18 protein-coding genes are annotated in these 16,313 nt (G+C 62.5%); 9 read left to right on the forward strand and 9 right to left on the reverse strand.

The genetic code is table 11. From position 1 onward, the window contains the following. Positions 1 to 14 precede the first annotated feature (14 nt). Positions 15 to 836, forward strand: coding sequence for an enoyl-CoA hydratase/isomerase family protein (locus Q7V31_RS02910; RefSeq protein WP_304732316.1), 822 nt, complete (start codon positions 15 to 17; stop codon positions 834 to 836). Positions 837 to 849: 13 nt separating this feature from the next. Next, positions 850 to 1,200 (forward strand): helix-turn-helix domain-containing protein, encoded by a 351-nt coding sequence (locus Q7V31_RS02915; protein ID WP_304732317.1) that lies wholly within the window; start codon positions 850 to 852, stop codon positions 1,198 to 1,200. Positions 1,201 to 1,203: 3 nt separating this feature from the next. Here the strand turns inward: Q7V31_RS02915 and Q7V31_RS02920 are convergent, their stop codons facing one another. Next, entirely contained in the window at positions 1,204 to 1,551 is a 348-nt protein-coding gene (locus Q7V31_RS02920) for a hypothetical protein (protein WP_304732318.1), read from the reverse strand. Positions 1,552 to 1,933: 382 nt separating this feature from the next. Between Q7V31_RS02920 and Q7V31_RS02925 the strand changes: the two genes are divergently transcribed. Beyond that, positions 1,934 to 3,616: a bifunctional diguanylate cyclase/phosphodiesterase gene (locus tag Q7V31_RS02925; protein WP_304732319.1), complete on the forward strand. Its 1,683-nt coding sequence runs from the start codon at positions 1,934 to 1,936 to the stop codon at positions 3,614 to 3,616. On the opposite strand, the gene phaR is transcribed toward Q7V31_RS02925, so the two are convergent. After that, the gene (gene phaR, locus Q7V31_RS02930; RefSeq protein WP_304732320.1) at positions 3,579 to 4,199 is read right to left on the reverse strand and encodes a polyhydroxyalkanoate synthesis repressor PhaR; all 621 of its coding nucleotides are present in this window, start codon (positions 4,197 to 4,199) and stop codon (positions 3,579 to 3,581) included. The genes Q7V31_RS02925 and phaR overlap by 38 nt on opposite strands. Before the next feature lie 260 nt (positions 4,200 to 4,459). Between phaR and Q7V31_RS02935 the strand changes: the two genes are divergently transcribed. Then, positions 4,460 to 5,650, forward strand: a complete 1,191-nt coding sequence (locus tag Q7V31_RS02935) for an acetyl-CoA C-acetyltransferase (protein WP_304732321.1) — start codon at positions 4,460 to 4,462, stop codon at positions 5,648 to 5,650. Between the two features lie 58 nt (positions 5,651 to 5,708). Beyond that, entirely contained in the window at positions 5,709 to 6,434 is a 726-nt protein-coding gene (gene phbB, locus Q7V31_RS02940; protein ID WP_304732322.1) for an acetoacetyl-CoA reductase, read from the forward strand. Between the two features lie 43 nt (positions 6,435 to 6,477). Here phbB and Q7V31_RS02945 read toward each other — a convergent pair whose 3' ends face one another. The 4 genes from Q7V31_RS02945 to gloB all read right to left on the reverse strand — a co-directional run bounded on the left by Q7V31_RS02945 (position 6,478) and on the right by gloB (position 9,340). Continuing rightward, the gene (locus Q7V31_RS02945) at positions 6,478 to 7,107 is read right to left on the reverse strand and encodes a DUF882 domain-containing protein (protein WP_304732323.1); all 630 of its coding nucleotides are present in this window, start codon (positions 7,105 to 7,107) and stop codon (positions 6,478 to 6,480) included. A gap of 11 nt (positions 7,108 to 7,118) precedes the next feature. After that, positions 7,119 to 7,904, reverse strand: coding sequence for a polysaccharide deacetylase family protein (locus Q7V31_RS02950; protein ID WP_304732324.1), 786 nt, complete (start codon positions 7,902 to 7,904; stop codon positions 7,119 to 7,121). Positions 7,905 to 8,127: 223 nt separating this feature from the next. After that, positions 8,128 to 8,547, reverse strand: coding sequence for a cupin domain-containing protein (locus Q7V31_RS02955; protein ID WP_304732505.1), 420 nt, complete (start codon positions 8,545 to 8,547; stop codon positions 8,128 to 8,130). 22 nt (positions 8,548 to 8,569) lie between these two features. Next, entirely contained in the window at positions 8,570 to 9,340 is a 771-nt protein-coding gene (gene gloB / locus Q7V31_RS02960) for a hydroxyacylglutathione hydrolase (protein WP_304732325.1), read from the reverse strand. 149 nt (positions 9,341 to 9,489) lie between these two features. Here gloB and Q7V31_RS02965 point away from each other — a divergent pair, with 149 nt between their 5' ends. Continuing rightward, a complete protein-coding gene (locus Q7V31_RS02965) occupies positions 9,490 to 10,245 on the forward strand; it encodes a class I SAM-dependent methyltransferase (protein WP_304732506.1) in 756 nt (251 codons plus the stop codon). Here Q7V31_RS02965 and metW read toward each other — a convergent pair. After that, complete coding sequence (metW, locus tag Q7V31_RS02970; protein WP_304732326.1) at positions 10,242 to 10,880, reverse strand: methionine biosynthesis protein MetW; 639 nt, start codon at positions 10,878 to 10,880, stop codon at positions 10,242 to 10,244. The two genes, Q7V31_RS02965 and metW, sit on opposite strands and share 4 nt — an antisense overlap. Continuing rightward, complete coding sequence (locus Q7V31_RS02975) at positions 10,877 to 12,061, reverse strand: homoserine O-acetyltransferase (RefSeq protein ID WP_304732327.1); 1,185 nt, start codon at positions 12,059 to 12,061, stop codon at positions 10,877 to 10,879. The genes metW and Q7V31_RS02975 overlap by 4 nt, the downstream gene beginning before the upstream one ends. 197 nt (positions 12,062 to 12,258) lie before the next feature. On the opposite strand from Q7V31_RS02975, the gene pheA reads away from it, so the two are divergent. The 3 genes from pheA to Q7V31_RS02990 are packed head-to-tail and all read left to right on the forward strand — an operon-like array spanning position 12,259 to position 15,219. Then, entirely contained in the window at positions 12,259 to 13,158 is a 900-nt protein-coding gene (gene pheA / locus Q7V31_RS02980; protein WP_304732328.1) for a chorismate mutase, read from the forward strand. A 7-nt stretch (positions 13,159 to 13,165) separates the two neighbouring features. Next, positions 13,166 to 14,272, forward strand: a complete 1,107-nt coding sequence (hisC, locus tag Q7V31_RS02985) for a histidinol-phosphate transaminase (protein ID WP_304732329.1) — start codon at positions 13,166 to 13,168, stop codon at positions 14,270 to 14,272. After that, complete coding sequence (locus Q7V31_RS02990; RefSeq protein WP_304732330.1) at positions 14,269 to 15,219, forward strand: prephenate/arogenate dehydrogenase family protein; 951 nt, start codon at positions 14,269 to 14,271, stop codon at positions 15,217 to 15,219. The genes hisC and Q7V31_RS02990 overlap by 4 nt, the downstream gene beginning before the upstream one ends. Here the strand turns inward: Q7V31_RS02990 and Q7V31_RS02995 are convergent. Continuing rightward, positions 15,213 to 16,295, reverse strand: a complete 1,083-nt coding sequence (locus tag Q7V31_RS02995) for a DUF2125 domain-containing protein (RefSeq protein ID WP_304732331.1) — start codon at positions 16,293 to 16,295, stop codon at positions 15,213 to 15,215. The two genes, Q7V31_RS02990 and Q7V31_RS02995, sit on opposite strands and share 7 nt — an antisense overlap. Between the last annotated feature and the right edge of the window lie 18 nt (positions 16,296 to 16,313).

Here is a 16,313-nt window from a genome sequence, read left to right on the forward strand (position 1 = left end):
GGGAGGGGCACGAAATGGCGAAGATGGAATTGATTGCGCCGGCGGATTTCACCTGCGTTCTCTATGAGGTTCGCGACCATATCGCGATCGTGACCATCAACCGGCCGGATCGGCGCAACGCGCTCAACCGCCGGGCCTATGACGAAGTGGAGGCGGCGTTTCGGGCCGCCTCGTCCGACGAGAATGTGCGCTGCGTGATCGTCACGGGCTCCGATCCCGCTTTCTGTTCGGGCGAAGACGTCAAGGAAATGATGACGGGCGAGCAACGCGACAAGAGCGTGGCGCGGCTGACGGCTGTCAGGCCCGAGCCAACGCCCGCCGCTGTTGCTGCTCTCGAATGCGACCGGCCGGTGATCGCGGCCGTCAATGGCGCCGCCGTCGGCTGGGGCATGGAGCTGACACTCTTTGCCGATATCCGCATTGCCTCCGAACAAGCGAAATTCGGCGAGATATTCATCAAGCGCGGACTGATTTCCGATGTCGGCGGGTTGTGGCGGCTGCCGGCCATTGTCGGCCCGGCCAAGGCGGCGGAGTTGCTCTTCACGGGTGACGTGATCGATGCGTCGGAGGCTCTGCGTATCGGTCTTGTCAGCGAGGTTGTGCCGCATGAGAAGCTGATGGAAAGCGCGCTGGCGCTTGCCGGTCGAATCGCCGTCAATGCGCCGCTGGCGCTGCGCTTCATGAAGGACGGTCTTCGGCGCACGTCCTATGGCGATCTGCGCGAAATCGGCAGTTGGGTCAGCGCGACGCTCGGCCGGTTGTTCGAAACGGAGGATCACCGCGAAGGTGTGCGCAGCTTCCTCGAGAAGCGTGCGCCTGAGTTCAAGGGACGCTGAGGAGAAGTCGGGGATGGCGCTTTTCTTCGATCAGCAATGGTTCGACGAAAGATTGAAGGCGACGGGCCGGACGCGCGACGATGTGGCAGCAGCGCTTGGGCTTTCGCGCGGCGAAGTCGATGAAATCTGGAAAGACCAACGTGAAGTGACGCCCAGCCAGGTGACAATGCTGGCGCGTCTGCTCGAGGCCCCGGCCGCCGAGGTTGTCAATCGGGCTGGTGTCGCCACGCCAATGCCGCTCCAGCCGCCCGCCGGCGATGCGGCGATGACAAGCCGCTTCGATGAAATCGAAAACCGCCTGACGCGTATCGAACGCGCGATAGCCGATCTGCAGTCGCTCATTCTGGCCACGCGGGGAAATTGAGGTTCAGAGCTTGAGTTCGAGCCTTGGCAGGCGGAGGGCTTCGGCCAGGCTGTCAGGCAGCGTGTCGGCGTCAATATAGGCCATCGCCGCCCGTCTGCGCTTTTCCTGCTTGCGAGAGGGCGAATAGGGCCAGTGCCAGTGCTGGTCGACATATTGTGCCAGGAACCCCGCAACAGGCCGCGTAACGCCAAGTGGCGGACGACCGAGAGCCGCATGAGACTGACCGGGTGCGCGCGCATCCAGCGCACGTATGGTGGGTTCGGTCCGTTGCGCGCGCGCGTCCACTTCAGCTTGCCGTTGCGGTGCCGGCAGCATCATCTGCGATCGCGTTATGCGCTCGATCTTCGACATCCGGCGCCTTCTCTCCTGCACGGTCTCTTCGCTCTTGATGCCTCACGGCACCGCGCGAGCGGTCATCGATCAATGCAGCAAGAAGTCTGCCACGAAATTCGCTTTGCCGGGAGCGCGGGGTGCGCCGAAACGGTACAGAATCGTCGAATTAACCAGTTTATTTAAAGCTTTAGTCGTTAAAACGCTTCTCAAAATCTTAACTGCGGCTGCGCGAGTATCGGTTGTTCCGGACGTCCAGAAGGGCGCCGTGGAAACGACGACGCCCGGGATGTCCGGGCCCAAGTGCGGCGGGAGTGGTGTTGTGGACTCGAAGACGCAGGATGCGCACAGAGTCGGCGGAGCTTCAGGCTCCAACGGTAACGAAGCGCTGTCGGATACTCTGTTGAGAGGCGCCGTAGCGGCGGTGGGCGATGCAGCCTATCGCTGGTCGATCGGCGACGACCGCCTCGATTGGGGCACTGGCGCCGAAGCGCTCTTCGGTATCTCCGACCTATCGGCAATTGCAACGCATCGCGACTTTGCCGCGCGGGTCGTTCTCGACGGCCTGAGCCGCTATGAGCGCATCTGCCTTGCGCGCGAGAGCGAGCCCGGCCAAGGCGCTCCCTATGAACTTGAGTATCAGATTTGCGACGATTTCGGTGGCTTGCGCTGGTTCGAGGATCGCGGCCGATGGTATAGCGGCGCAGACGGCGCGCCGGCCTATGCGATTGGCGTCATGCGCGCAATCGATGCGCGTCATCATCGCGAAGCGCAACTGATACGTCTTTCAACCTATGACGAACTGACCGGCCTGCTCAATCGCGGACGTCTGAAGGAAGCGCTGGGAGAAGCGCTGACTGCCGCGCAGCGTGGCCGGCAGCATTCCGCCTTCCTGCTTCTTGCCGTCGACAACCTCGCTCTGATCAACGACGCATTCGGCTTCGATGTTGCCGACGAGGTGATTGTGCGTGTCGGTGAGCGGCTATCCGGTCTGGCGCGTCGCGGCGATTCTCTCGGCAGATACGCCGGCAACAAGTTCGGCCTTGTCCTCCACAATTGCAGCGAAGAGCGTCTCAGTGACGTCTGTGCCCGGTTGCTTGCCGAAGTGCGCGACAGGGTGGTCGTGACGGCGCGGGGTCCGGTTGCGGTCACGGTGTCGGGCGGTTCGATTGCCCTGCCGGGACACGCGTCCAGCGTCGATCAGGCTCTTGCGCGTGCCGAAGAAGCATTGGCCTCTGCCAAGCAGAGGCTCCGGAACACGCATATCGTCTATGCGCCATCGCGCGAGCGCGAGAAGACGCGGCTGCGCAACATCAATGTTGCCGACGAACTGATCACCGCGCTCAACGACAAGCGCATTCGCATCGCTTATCAACCGATCATCGATGCGTGCTCCGGCGAACCGGCCATGCATGAGTGCCTGGTGCGGATGGAGCGTCCAGACGGGACAATCATTCCAGCGGGACATTTTGTACCGGTGGCGGAGAAGCTCGGCCTGATCGGTTTGCTCGATTATCGGGTCATGGAGCTGGCGGTCGACACATTGCGTGAACGGGATGATGTCAAACTGTCACTCAATATCTCGGGCCGGACCATCGGTGACCGACTGTGGCGCGACACGCTTGCCTCTCATCTCCGCATGGACCCTGCCTTTGCCTCACGTCTGATCATCGAGATCACTGAGACGGTGGCTATCCATGAGATCGAGGAACTGACCGACTTTGTTTCGAATTTCCGGGAGTTCGGCTGTCAAATCGCCATCGACGATTTTGGCGCCGGCTATACTTCGTTCCGGAACCTCAAGACGCTTGATGTCGATCTGGTCAAGATCGACGGCTCCTTCGTCATCGATCTGGTAAACAATTCCGACAATCAGTTCTTTGTCCGGACACTCGTGGATCTCGCCCACAATTTCAATCTGCCGACGGTGGCAGAATGGGTCAGCAATGCAGAAGAGGTCGAGATGCTGCGCAATTTCGGCGTCGAATATCTGCAGGGCTTCTACCTGGGTGAGCCCGTGATGTCGCTGCCGCCCCTGCAGCTGCCCGTTATTTCTTCGACAGGGCTTCGAGCTGCGCCTGCATGAGTGCGATCTGACGTTTCAGATCGTCGAGCTCGCTCTCCCGTCCGCTGCCGCTCTTTTCGCCCGGCTTCTCCGATTTGGCGGGCTCTTTCGCCTCGCGTTCGGCGCTTGTACCGCTGCGACCGAAGGGGGAAAACATTCGCATCGCATTGTCGAATACTTCGAGATTCTGACGAATCTGATCCTCGAACTGTCCCAAACGTTCGCGTCCGCCCAGCGCTCCTACAAGACGATTGCGTAGCTTCTCCTGTTCCTTGGAGAAACTGTTCATGCTCATTTCAAGATAGGATGGAATATAGCTCTGCAGGCTGTCGCCATAGAAGCGGATCAACTGACGAAGAAAGTTGATCGGCAAAAGGTTCTGTCCCTTGCCTTCTTCCTCAAAGATGATCTGGGTCAGTACCGAGCGCGTTATGTCTTCGCCGGTCTTGGCGTCGCGGACCACGAATTCCTTGCTCTGCTTCACCATCTCGCAAAGATGCTCAAGTGTGACATAGCTCGATGTCGCCGTGTTGTAGAGGCGACGATTGGCGTATTTCTTGATAACGATGACGTCATCGTCCGTGGATGATGTCTTTTTGGCCACGGTTTCCACTCTCTCGCTTAGGTGTTGTTGCGCCGGGGCTGTTTTTATCCCGAACGGCCGCCGTTCGGCGCCGCCGGGGCCCCTGACCCCCTGTCTTTTGGCATTGTGACGCGGTATTGTTGCGCTGCGCAAGCCCCGCATTGCGATGCACAGAAATCGGCGATCCGGCCGCGGCAGGCGAGTCTCCCTGTGGCGGCGGCGGATCGGAGGCCTATTATTTTTCCCGGTCATTTTTCCGGCAGAGGTTCAGGGAGCCAATGATGAGCAAATCCGGTACCGAGGTGGTGATTGTCGGCGCGGCGCGCACGCCTGTCGGCGCGTTTAACGGCTCCTTGTCCGGCCTTCCGGCCCATGAGCTCGGCCGCATCGCCGTTTCCGCGGCGATCGAACGTGCCGGCGTCGACAAGGCACAGATTTCCGAAGTCATTCTCGGCCAGATCCTGCAGGCCGGTCAGGGGCAGAACCCCGCCCGCCAGGCCGCGATCAATGCCGGCCTGCCCGTGGAAGTTCCGGCATGGAGCGTCAACCAGCTCTGCGGTTCAGGACTGCGTGCCGTCGCGCTCGGTTTTCAGGCGATCGTCAATGGCGACAGCGAGATCGTGGTCGCCGGCGGGCAGGAAAGCATGAGCCAGGCGCAGCACTCGGCCTATTTGCGGAGCGGGCAGAAGATGGGTTCGCTCGACCTTGTCGACACGATGATCAAGGACGGGCTCTGGGATGCCTTTAACGGCTACCACATGGGCCAGACGGCCGAGAACGTCGCCGCGCGCTGGCAGATCACGCGCGAGGAGCAGGATGCTTTCGCGGTTGCCTCGCAGAACAAGGCCGAGGCCGCGCAGAAAGCGGGCAGGTTCAAGGATGAAATTGCGTCCGTCACGATCAAGGGCCGCAAGGGCGATACTGTGGTCGACGCCGATGAATACATAAAATCGGGGGTCACGCTCGACGGCATCAAGGGGTTGAAGCCGGCTTTTCAGAAGGAAGGCGGCTCGGTTACCGCCGCCAATGCGTCCGGCATCAATGACGGCGCGGCGGCAGTCGTGCTGATGAGCGCCGAACGGGCGCAAAAGGAAGGCCGCAAGGTCATGGGGCGGATCGTCTCCTGGGCGCAGGCGGGTGTCGATCCCGCCGTCATGGGGACCGGGCCGATTCCGGCATCGCGCGCGGCCCTGAAACAGGCCGGCTGGACGCCCGACGATCTCGATCTGATCGAGGCTAATGAGGCTTTTGCCGCGCAGGCTCTTGCGGTCAACAAGGATCTCGGTTGGGACGTTTCCAAGGTCAACGTCAATGGCGGCGCCATCGCGATCGGCCATCCGATCGGTGCATCGGGTGCGCGCGTGCTGGTGACCTTGCTGCACGAAATGGAAAAGCGAAATTCAAAAAAGGGTCTTGCGACTCTCTGTATCGGTGGCGGCATGGGCATCGCCATGTGCATTGCGCGCGACTGACTGCCGGGACGGTTCCCGGGCAGGACATGACCTGTTTTGACGGTAAGGATTTGAAACGATGAAAAAAGTAGCGCTCGTCACAGGCGGTACGCGGGGCATCGGTCATGCCATTTCGCTGGCGCTCAAGGCGGCGGGCTATGACGTCGCGGCCAATTATGGCGGAAACGACGAGGCAGCCGCCGCATTTACCAGAGACACCGGCATTAAGGCGTTCAAGTGGAATGTTGGCGACTATGAGGCATGCGTGAAAGGCATCGCCGAGGTTGAATCAACGCTCGGCCCCGTCGATGTGCTGGTCAACAATGCCGGGATCACGCGCGACGGCATGCTGCACAAGATGACGCCAGCACAATGGCGTGAAGTCATGAGCGTCGATCTCGATTCGATGTTCAACATGTGTCAGCCCGTCATCAACGGCATGCGCGAACGCGGCTTCGGACGTATCATCAACATCTCGTCGATCAACGGTCAGAAAGGCCAGATGGGCCAGACCAATTATTCGGCCGCCAAGGCCGGCGTTATCGGTTTCACCAAGGCGCTGGCGCAGGAAGTGGCGCGAAAGGGCGTCACCGTCAATTGCATTGCGCCCGGCTATATCGACACCGACATGGTGGCCGCCGTGCCTGAAAAAGTGCTCGACAGCATCATCGCCACGATCCCGGTCGGCCGCCTCGGCAAGGCGGAGGAAATCGCCCATTGCGTGACATTCCTCGCTGACGAAAAAGCGAGCTTTGTCACCGGCGCCACGATCACGGCCAACGGCGCGCAGTTCATAGCCGGATAATCGCCGCGTGTTTAGTGAGGGCAGGGTGGGTAGTGCAGCCCGCTCAGCTTTCTTGCGTCTCCGCCGCCATCATCGCGTCATATTCCTCGTCGCGGCCCGGCCGGCCGGGTGTCGGATAGACCCAAGCGTCGACGGGCCCGACATCGACATGTGCGTAGGGCGTTTTCGTTGGATAGAAGCCGGCGCCGCCGCGGCCGAGTTTTTTGGCCACGCGGTAGACTTCTTCCGGGTCGTGAAAATCCTGCGTGATGTCGATCGCCATGCCGCGCATGTGGAAGCTGCCGGGATCGACGCCATTGCCGCGTGCATCGAGCCAGGCATTGGTCCGTTCGGTGCGGTAGCCCGACATGGTGTAGATCGGGTTCTTCGAACGCGTGTTGGCGTCGATGTCGTGGAGCAGATCGAGCAGGCGCGGATCGGTCGGCGTCGTCTTGTTTTCGCGCAGGTCGCGCATGAACCAGTCGACGCGCTTGATTGCGTCCGGCAAGTAGTTGCCATCCGCCCAATAGAGGATATTGAGTTTCTCGCCGGAATTGAGGCTCTGCAGGTTGAGCGCCCGCTTGTAGGGAGCGTCGGCACGCAGGATCGATGGTGCCGCGAGCAGAAGCCCAGCTCCGGCGGTCAGTGTCAGCGCCGTGCGGCGAGTTATTGATCGTGATGCGGGTCTTTTCATCATGAGAAAACCTAGCGAAGTACGGGATCCGGCTCAAGTGACGGTTCCGTGGCAGTGACCGCCTGCTGTGCGTCGGCGACAGACCGTTCTGCGGCGCCGAGAATACCGTTGGGCGCGGTGGCCGCACGGGCGGCGCTCGTGGGCTCTGCCGCGAGCTGAACGAAGCTGTAGCCCTGCTCACGCATTGTCATGATGAAAGACGAAAGCATGTCGGCCGTGCGCGGCTTGGTGTCGTGCAGGATCAGGATGCCGCGCCCGACAGAAGCGATATTGCGGATGGCACGGCGGCGTATTTCTGCCGAGCCGATCGGCTTCCAGTCGTCGGCGCCGAACTCGCAGGAAAACGTTGCTACATGACGTTCGCCGAGCCAGTGGATGAGCGCGGCGCTGTCGTTGAGGCCTGGAAAGCGGAAGAACGGCGCCAGGCGCCGGCGATCTTCGGTTGGTGCGCTGGCAAGTGCCGTTTCAACAGCTTCAAAACCACGGCGAATTTCCCGTTGCGCCTGCACCGGCGAAAGTTGGCGGAGACTGTTCGGGTGAAGCCAGGTATGCGTGCCGATGACATGTCCGCGCGCGGCGACCTCGCGCACAAGCTCCGGATGCTTACCGGCATAGTAGCCGACCATGAAGAACGTCGCCTTGATGCAATGTCGATCCAGAATGTCGAGGATACGCAGCGTGTTGTCCGGGTTCGGCCCGTCATCGAAGGTCAGTGCGACCTCCTTTGGACCCAGCGACGCCGTCTGCGAATACTGCATGGTACCGTAGGTGGGGCCGTCCTCGGTCGACACGTGCACGATGCGCGTTGCCGCCGGATAGGCAGGATCCGTCGGACAGAAGCCATCGTCAGCGCGCGCGGCCGATATAGAAAATACCAGCATTGTCACGATGGCCGGCCAAATCGAAATGTGTCTCACGCCCATGCTTCTGCTGTCCCATCATGCCCCCGGGGCAAATTCTAGCGCAGGCCGTGCTGCCGACCAGCGCAAACGGGCCACAGGCCGGGCGAAAGCGACAGCGTTAACGACCCGGCTTCCAATCCGGCGGTGCCATTTCAAAGCCCGAGAAATCGAAGCCGGGCGCGACGGTGCAGCCGACCAGGGTGAAATCGCCCTGCGGCTCCGCAGCTTGCCAGTGGCCTTTCGGAATGACCAGTTGAGGCCGCTGTCCGCCTGCGAGGTCGGGGCCGAGTATTCGCGTTTCGTGCGTCTTGCCGTCGGCGCTGATCGAGAGCGACAAGGGCCCGCCGGCGTGCCAGTGCCAGATTTCGGCGGCGTCGACGCGATGCCAATGCGAGCGTTCGCCCGCCTTCAACAGATAGTAGATGGCCGTCGAATGGGCGCGGCCGTCGCCGGCGGTGTCGCGAAAAGTCTCGACGAAATGCCCGCCTTCGGGGTGCGGTTCGAGATCAAGCAGCGTGACAATCTCGTCCGCCGTCATCTTCGCATCGGCAGACGGCATCTCAGAAATTGTCCTTGCGCTTGCGTGTCTCGGCAAAGACCTCGACATCCGACGCGCTCTGCATGCCGACGGTCAGGCGCAGATCGGGGCTCGCCGCGCGCAGGAAGGGATTGGTTGCCTTTTCGAGACCAATGGTGGTCGGCACCGTCCATTCGCCGCGGGCGCGCTTTTCGTCGATTTCCCGGGCGCGGGCGACAAGCGCGGCATTTTGCGGCTCGACGCTGAGCGCGAAGCGCGCGTTCGATTGCGTATATTCATGTGCGCAATAGACCGTCGTGTCGTCGGGCAGCGCCATCAGCTTGTTGAGTGAGGTCCACATCTGCTGTGGCGTTCCCTCAAACAGGCGCCCGCATCCGAGCGCGAACAGCGTGTCGCCGACAAAGGCGATCTTGTCGTCGGCAAAGCTGTAGGCGATGTGGCCGCGCGTGTGCCCCGGCACTTCGATGACGCGGGCTTTCGCCGCGCCGAGTTCGACAATGTCGCCTTCGCCGACGGCGCGATCGATGCCGGGAATCAGGTCCTTCTCGCCCCGCGGACCGATCACCATGCAGCCGGTTTCTTTTTTCAGCGCGGCGTTGCCGCCGGCATGGTCGAAATGATGATGGGTGTTGAGGATGTGGGTCAGCTTCCAGCCCCTGTCGGCGAGCGCTTTGAGGATCGGCTCGACTTCAGGCGTGTCGATCGTCGCGGTGGCGCCAGAGGACGGCTCATGCACCAGATATCCGTAATTGTCGCTCAAACAAGGGAACTGGTGGATCTGGAGTCCGGTCATATTACCTCCTCGTACTGGGTTTCCCGGCGGTCATCGAAGCGCGTGTCCGGCCTCGGCGCCCGGTTGTGTCGTTGCCCCTAACCTAGTGCGAACGGACCCTGTCGGGAACCCGTCGGCGGGAAGGCATGAAATCTGGTAGGCTTTGGTCCATGCCGATGGATGTGATCGATCTCCGGGATTTTTATGGGCGGCGCCTCGGCCGCGTCGCGCGCCAGCATATCGGTCGCCGCATTCATGCGGTGTGGCCGGATGTTACTGGGCTGAACGTGCTCGGCCTTGGCTTTGCGACGCCTTATCTCGGCGCGTTCGCCGGCAAGGCGCAACGCGTCGTTGGTCTTATGCCCGCCCGGCAGGGCGTGCTGCACTGGCCGTCGGAAGGCAAATGCCTGACCGGTCTTGTCGATGAGCGCGAATTGCCGCTCGAAGACGAGAGCATGGATCGTGTGCTGGTTGTGCACGGGCTCGAAGCCAGTGAGGCACTGCGTGTCATGCTGCGGCAGATCTGGCGTGTATTGGCACCGGGTGGACGCCTGCTGATCGTCGTTCCGAACAGGCGTGGCCTGTGGGCGCGACGCGAAGCGACGCCCTTCGGTCACGGCCAACCCTTTTCGCGCGGTCAGCTCACTCAACTCCTTCGCGAGTCGATGTTCAGCCCATCGACCTGGGAGGTGGCGTTGTTCGTCCCGCCCTTCGATTGGCGGCCGCTGCTGCGCTCGGCGGGTGCCTGGGAGCGGGCGGGGCAAATGCTCTGGCCCCGCTTTTCGGGCGTTATCCTGGTCGAAGCGACCAAGCAAATCTATGCCGCGACGCCACTGCCGGTTGGGCAGAAGGTTGCACAGCGTGTCCGCGCGCTTGCGCCACTGTCGGCGCCGGCGCGTTCGACAAGTTCCCTCGATGAACCCTAGCGCGTTTGCCTGTCGTGGCGCGAGAGCAGGAACACGGCATCTCCCGCCAGCAGATTGGCGATGGCGCCGGGTCGCGTCAGGCGGCGTGTCGTCTCACCACTCACCGTGACCACGTCCTCGATCGCAAGCCCCAGATCGTCGCAAAGCTTCGTGAAATCGAGCAACGTGCAGAGGTGAATGTTTGGCGTGTCGTACCAGGAGTGACCGAGCGACGGTGTTTCCGGCATCCGGCCGCTGAACAAAAGCTGAAGCCGGACACGCCAATGCCCGAAGTTCGGGAACGAGACGACGACGTGGCGACCGATGCGCTTCATCGCGCGCAGCACTTCCCTCGGATTGCGGGTGGCCTGGATCGTCTGGCTCAGAATCACATAGTCAAAGGCATCGTCGGGGTAGTCCGCAAGGTCGGTATCGGCGTCGCCCTGTACGACCGAAAGACCGCGCGCCACGCAGGCATTCACGCCTTCCTGGCTCAGTTCGACACCGCGCCCGTCGACGTTCTTCTTGCGCGTCAACAATTCCAGCAATTCGCCGTCGCCGCAGCCGACATCGAGCACGCGGCTTCCCGGTGCGATCATCTGGGCGATCAGGTCGAGGTCGACGCGGCCCGTCGAATAGCCGTTGCCATGGCTCATGCGCCCAGCCCCCGTGTCCGGGCAGCGCTGTCGATAAAGCCGCGCAACGTCGCGAACATTTCCGGCTCGTCCAGCAGGAAGGCGTCATGGCCCTTGTCGGTCCGGATTTCGACAAAGCTCACATTGGCCGCGACGGCATTGAGCGCGTGCACGGTCTGCCGGCTGTCCGATGTCGGGAACAGCCAGTCGCTGGTGAAGGAGACGACGCAAAAGCGAGCCTTGGTGCCGCGGAAGGCGTTGGCCAGCACACCGCCGTAGTCGTCGGCGAGGTCGAAATAATCCATCGCCCGCGTCAGATAGAGATAGGAATTGGCGTCGAAGCGGTCGACGAAGGTCGAACCCTGATGGCGCAGATAGGACTCGATCTGAAAGTCCGCATCGAAGCCGTAGGTCACGGTTTCGCGGTCCTGCAGATTGCGGCCGAACTTGCGGTGCAGTGCCGTTTCCGAGAGGTAGGTGATGTGCGCGGCCATGCGTGCGACCGCGAGCCCCTTGGCGGGGTTCGTGCCCTCGATCAGATAAGCGCCCTGTTGCCATTCCGGATCGGCCATGATCGCTTGGCGGCCGACCTCGTGGAAGGCAATGTTCTGTGCCGAGTGGCGCGCGGCCGTCGCGATCGGGATGGCCGCGAAAACGCGCCCGGGATAGGCGGCCGCCCATTGCAGCACCTGCATGCCGCCCATCGAGCCGCCGACGACGCAGAAAAGGTCGCCGATGCCGAGCCGGTCGAGCAGCATTGCCTGGGCGCGCACCATGTCGCCGATGGTGATGACCGGAAAGTCGAGACCGTAGGGTTTGCCGGTCGCCGGGTCGATGTCTTTCGGCCCGGTGGTGCCCATGCAGCCGCCGATGACGTTCGGGCAGATGACAAAAAAGCGGTCGGTGTCGATCGGTTGACCCGGACCGACCATGTGCGGCCACCATCCGGCCTTGCCCGTGGTCGGATGGGCGCTCGCGGCATACTGATCGAGCGTCAAGGCATGACAGATCAACACCACGTTCGACTTGTCGGCGTTGAGCGTGCCGTACGTCGTGTAGGCGATGGTAAACGGACTGAGGCTGACGCCGGAATCGAGCGCGAGCGGCTCGTCGGCGCCGAAAGTCGCAGTGGCGCTCTGCGCCCCTACCCTGCCGCCGTCGTCCGGACGCTTCTCGTCCCCAGCCCTGTCAATCGTGTTCATCGCGCCCCTGCGCCGGTCGTTTCGTCCCCGGGAAGTCCCCTTGGAGCCCCTTCGAACGAGGGTGCATAGCTAGGGATGCACCCCCCAAAATGTCAATGTTTTCTTTGATTTTAGCGGGTTTGGCTCGTATGAATACCGCTCTTGCGGACCGGGGAGAGGGGCCCGCCGCGAGGGGGCCTCCCCATCGAGAGACGCGCATGACGACCGAGACGACCAGCCCTGAGAAAGCGCTTGCCGATGTCCGCAAGGAGATCGACGCGATCGACGACGCCATTCACGACCTGCTGATGAAGCGGACGGAGCTTGTCGTCGAGGTCGCGGAAGCCAAGGCGCGCGAGGCCAGCGCGGCCGGCGAGGGCAGTTTCATTGCGTTCCGGCCCGGCCGCGAGGCGGAGGTTCTGCGCCGGCTGGCGGCGCGGCATCGGGGCGATCTGCCGCTGCGCGTCGTCTTCCGGCTCTGGCGCGAGATCATTGCCGCCATGACGCGTATCCAGGGTCCGTTCCGGGTCGAGGTTTTCGGCGGCGAGGACGGCAACGCGCTCGGCAACTGGGATCTGGCGCGAAGCTATTACGGCTCGTCGACGCCAATGGAATTGCACGAGACCGCGCGCGACATGTTTCGGCGGCTCGGACACGATCGTTCGGCGGTCGGGATTCTGCCGGAACCCGGCGGTTATCCGGGTGGCGACTGGTGGACGTCGCTGGCGGTCAACGGCCAGCTCGGATTGCGCGTGGTTGCTCGCCTGCCTTTTGTCGAGGTGGCGCGCGGCGACGATGAATTGCGTGCCTATGTGGTGGCGCAGGCGGATTTCGAGGCGACGGGAGATGATACCAGCCTGCTGGCACTGCTGACGAGTGAGAGCGTCAGCGAAGCGCGCGCCGTGGCGCTGGCAAAGGCCGCCGGCCTTGAAGGTGCGCGCATCGGCCAGGCTCGGACCGCCGACAGTGCGGCAGCATATGCCAATCTTCTCGCGGTCAACGGATTTGTCGGCGAAGACGATCCACGGCTTGCCGCGCTGGCCGAGGGCGGGGTGGCCGAAGTGCACGTCATCGGCGGCTATGCCAATCCGTTGCGCCGCGCAACGGACGGCGAGTGAGGCGCTCATGACACGCCCGACGCCCCAGAAGGGCATTCTCGATATCGAACCTTATGTCGGCGGCCGCGCCAACGCGGGCGGCACCGGCAAGATTTTCAAGCTGTCGGCCAACGAGACGCCGCTGGGCCCGAGCCCGCGTGCGCGCGAGGCCTTTCTTTCCGCCGCCGAGAGCATGGCGCTCTATCCCGATGGCGGCGCGGACGAACTGCGCGCCGTTATTGCCGCGCGTTATGGCCTCAATGCGGAGCGGATCGTGTGCGGCGCCGGGTCCGACGAGCTGCTGCACTTGCTGGCGCAGGCCTATCTCGGCGAGGGCGACGAGGCGATTGCGACCGAGCACGGCTTTCTCGTCTATCCGATCATCACCAAGGCGGCCGGTGCGACCTGCATCCGGGTGAAGGAGACGGGGCTTCGCACCGATGTCGATGCGATCCTTGCCGCAGTGACGCCGAAGACGAAGATAATCTTTCTCGCCAATCCCAACAACCCGACCGGCAGCTATCTGCCGGCCGACGAGATGCGCCGTCTCCATGCCGGTCTGCGGCCGGACATTCTCTTCGTGGTCGACGCAGCCTATAGCGAGTATGTAAGCCGCAACGACTATGAGGCGGGGATCGAACTTGTCGCCACCTCGGAAAACGTTGTGATGACGCGCACCTTCTCGAAGATCTACGGGCTCGCCGCGCTCAGGCTCGGCTGGATGTATGCGCCCTCCCATGTTGCCGATGTGATCAACCGCATTCGCGGGCCGTTCAACGTGTCGATCCCGGCCATCAATGCCGGCGTTGCCGCGATGCGCGACACGGGCCATGTCGATATGGCGCGCGCCCATAACGACACATGGCTTGCATGGCTGACGGAGGAGATCGGCAAGCTCGGTCTCGATGTCGCGCCGAGCGTTGCGAATTTTCTATTGATCGGTTTCCCGGATGAAACGGGCCGCCGTGCCGGCGACGCCGACAGCTTTCTGATGCAGCGCGGTCTCATCCTGCGCCAGATGGTTTCCTACGGCCTGCCCAACCATCTGCGCCTTTCCGTGGGCACCGAAGAGGCAAACCGGCTGGTTGTCGCCGCGCTTGCCGACTTCATGCGCCGCAAGGGAGGTGTCGCATGAGTGGCGGCATGCTTTTTGACCGCGTGGCATTGATCGGTCTCGGTCTCATCGGCGGCTCGCTTGGCCATGCGATGAAACGCGGTGGCCTTGCTGGCCATATTTCCGGCCATGCGCGCTCGGCGGCGACGCGCGCGCGGGCGCTGGAGATCGGATTCATCGACAGCGGCCATGAAACAGCGGCTGCGGCGGTGAAGGACGCCGACCTCGTCGTTATCTGCACACCCGTCGGTGCGCTTTCGGCGGTCGCCGCCGAGATCGAACCGGCGCTCAAGAAAGGGGCCATCGTCACCGATGTCGGCTCGGTCAAGGTCGCGGTCATTCGCGATGTCGGCCCGCATATTCCGGGTGGTGTTCATTTCATCCCGGGACATCCGATTGCCGGTACCGAGGAATCGGGACCCAATGCCGGCTTTGCCGAACTCTTCGACGGCCGCTGGTGCATCCTGACGCCAGTGCCCGGCGCCGATACGCAAGCCGTCGAGAAACTGACCGAATTCTGGTCCGCCTGCGGTTCGAATGTTGATATCATGGAGCCGCGTCACCACGATCTCGTTCTGGCGATCGTCAGCCATCTGCCGCATATCATCGCCTACAACATCGTCGGCACGGCAAGTGATCTCGAAACGGTGACACAATCCGAAGTCATCAAGTATTCGGCTTCGGGTTTCCGCGATTTCACGCGTCTTGCGGCCTCCGATCCGACCATGTGGCGTGACGTCTGCCTGAACAACCGTGAGCCGATCCTCGAAATGCTGGGACGTTTCTCGGAAGATTTGACGGCGTTGCAACGCGCGATCCGCTGGGGCGACGGCGATGTGCTGTTCGATCTCTTTACGCGGACGCGTGCCATTCGCCGTTCGATCATCGATGCGGGACAGGATTCGCCGATGCCGAATTTCGGCCGTACACAGACCCATGCGAAGCCAGATATCAAGGACGATCAGTAAAGCGGCGAGAGCCGCGCGATGGCGAGCGGCCCGAGATAGAGTCGGCCGTCGTTCATGCTGACCGGCACGCGCACCCGGCCCGGCTCACCCCCCTGAAATTGAGAGATCAGTAAAAGACCCGCCAGCGCGATGCGCGCTTCCCGTTCCTGCACCAGTCCGTCTCTTACCAGCGCGTCGAGCAGGCCTTCGAAATCGGCGATCTCGGTGTCGAAACGCCCTTGCGGGCGGTTTGCGTCATCGAGCGTCACTTCGCCACGTGCGGTCATGTCGAGCGGACCCCATTGGACAATCAAATCGGAGATCGCCAGTGCGCCGCCGGCAACACGCCAGCGTTCGAACTGTTCCACCGCGCTGATCCGTTCGATGTTTGGCAGGTTACGCGCCCGCGCCTGCACCACGATCTTCCGAATTTCGGGGCCGAGCGTGAGAACTTTCTGATCGAGGTCGATCACAATGGTGTCCGCCTGAAATGCCACGTCGTAGTCAGCCACTTCCTCCGGCGCTGGCCGCATATGAAGTTGCAGCCGCCCGGCGTCGATGCGGTCGCGCGCGCCATCGGCGCCGCGTTGGTGATCTGCTTCGACGTCTTCGATGTCGATTGCGAGGCGGCCGAAAGGCGCGTCCGTCACGTCGACATAGCTGCCCCACGCCCCTTTCATCGACGCGCGGAGAATATTTTCGGCAGGTCGCGCCATCGACAGGTCGAGATAGCGCAGCTCCTGCGCGCCGCGGAGATTGACGATGACATGACGCAGATTGTGCGGAAGCAGCGCAATCTCGGCTGCCTCCCCCTTCCATGTCCAGGCTTCGGGCGTTTCTGGTGCGCCGGCCTCCGGTGCGGCAAAGCGCGCCTCAATGCGGTAGGGAAACCCGCCCAATGACAATTCATGCCAGCCAACGACGAGGCCCCGTTCGGGATTGGCCTCGAAACGCTCCAGCGCTGTGCGTATTTCGCGCGAAACGGATATCCAATAGACCGCATAGACAGCAATGAGCAAGACGATGGCGATCGTCGGCGCAAAAATGTGCCAGCGGCGGGGCCGGGGCGGGCCCATGTCGGTTGTCGGTTCTGTCATCTTGCTTCTAAAGTGTGG

This window comes from Parvibaculum sp. (genome assembly GCF_030651915.1).
In the GTDB taxonomy this organism is placed as follows: Bacteria; Pseudomonadota; Alphaproteobacteria; order Parvibaculales; family Parvibaculaceae; genus Parvibaculum.

Coding starts and splice junctions, on each gene's coding strand:
- Q7V31_RS02990 (WP_304732330.1), top strand. CDS start 14,269: ATGAGTGGCGGCATGCTTTTTGACCGCGTGGCATTGATCGGTCTCGGT.
- hisC (WP_304732329.1), top strand. CDS start 13,166: ATGACACGCCCGACGCCCCAGAAGGGCATTCTCGATATCGAACCTTAT.
- phbB (WP_304732322.1), top strand. CDS start 5,709: ATGAAAAAAGTAGCGCTCGTCACAGGCGGTACGCGGGGCATCGGTCAT.
- Q7V31_RS02915 (WP_304732317.1), top strand. CDS start 850: ATGGCGCTTTTCTTCGATCAGCAATGGTTCGACGAAAGATTGAAGGCG.
- Q7V31_RS02945 (WP_304732323.1), bottom strand. CDS start 7,107: ATGAAAAGACCCGCATCACGATCAATAACTCGCCGCACGGCGCTGACA.
- Q7V31_RS02975 (WP_304732327.1), bottom strand. CDS start 12,061: ATGAACACGATTGACAGGGCTGGGGACGAGAAGCGTCCGGACGACGGC.
- Q7V31_RS02935 (WP_304732321.1), top strand. CDS start 4,460: ATGAGCAAATCCGGTACCGAGGTGGTGATTGTCGGCGCGGCGCGCACG.
- Q7V31_RS02920 (WP_304732318.1), bottom strand. CDS start 1,551: ATGTCGAAGATCGAGCGCATAACGCGATCGCAGATGATGCTGCCGGCA.
- gloB (WP_304732325.1), bottom strand. CDS start 9,340: ATGACCGGACTCCAGATCCACCAGTTCCCTTGTTTGAGCGACAATTAC.
- Q7V31_RS02955 (WP_304732505.1), bottom strand. CDS start 8,547: ATGACGGCGGACGAGATTGTCACGCTGCTTGATCTCGAACCGCACCCC.
- Q7V31_RS02995 (WP_304732331.1), bottom strand. CDS start 16,295: ATGACAGAACCGACAACCGACATGGGCCCGCCCCGGCCCCGCCGCTGG.
- Q7V31_RS02910 (WP_304732316.1), top strand. CDS start 15: ATGGCGAAGATGGAATTGATTGCGCCGGCGGATTTCACCTGCGTTCTC.
- pheA (WP_304732328.1), top strand. CDS start 12,259: ATGACGACCGAGACGACCAGCCCTGAGAAAGCGCTTGCCGATGTCCGC.
- Q7V31_RS02965 (WP_304732506.1), top strand. CDS start 9,490: ATGCCGATGGATGTGATCGATCTCCGGGATTTTTATGGGCGGCGCCTC.
- metW (WP_304732326.1), bottom strand. CDS start 10,880: ATGAGCCATGGCAACGGCTATTCGACGGGCCGCGTCGACCTCGACCTG.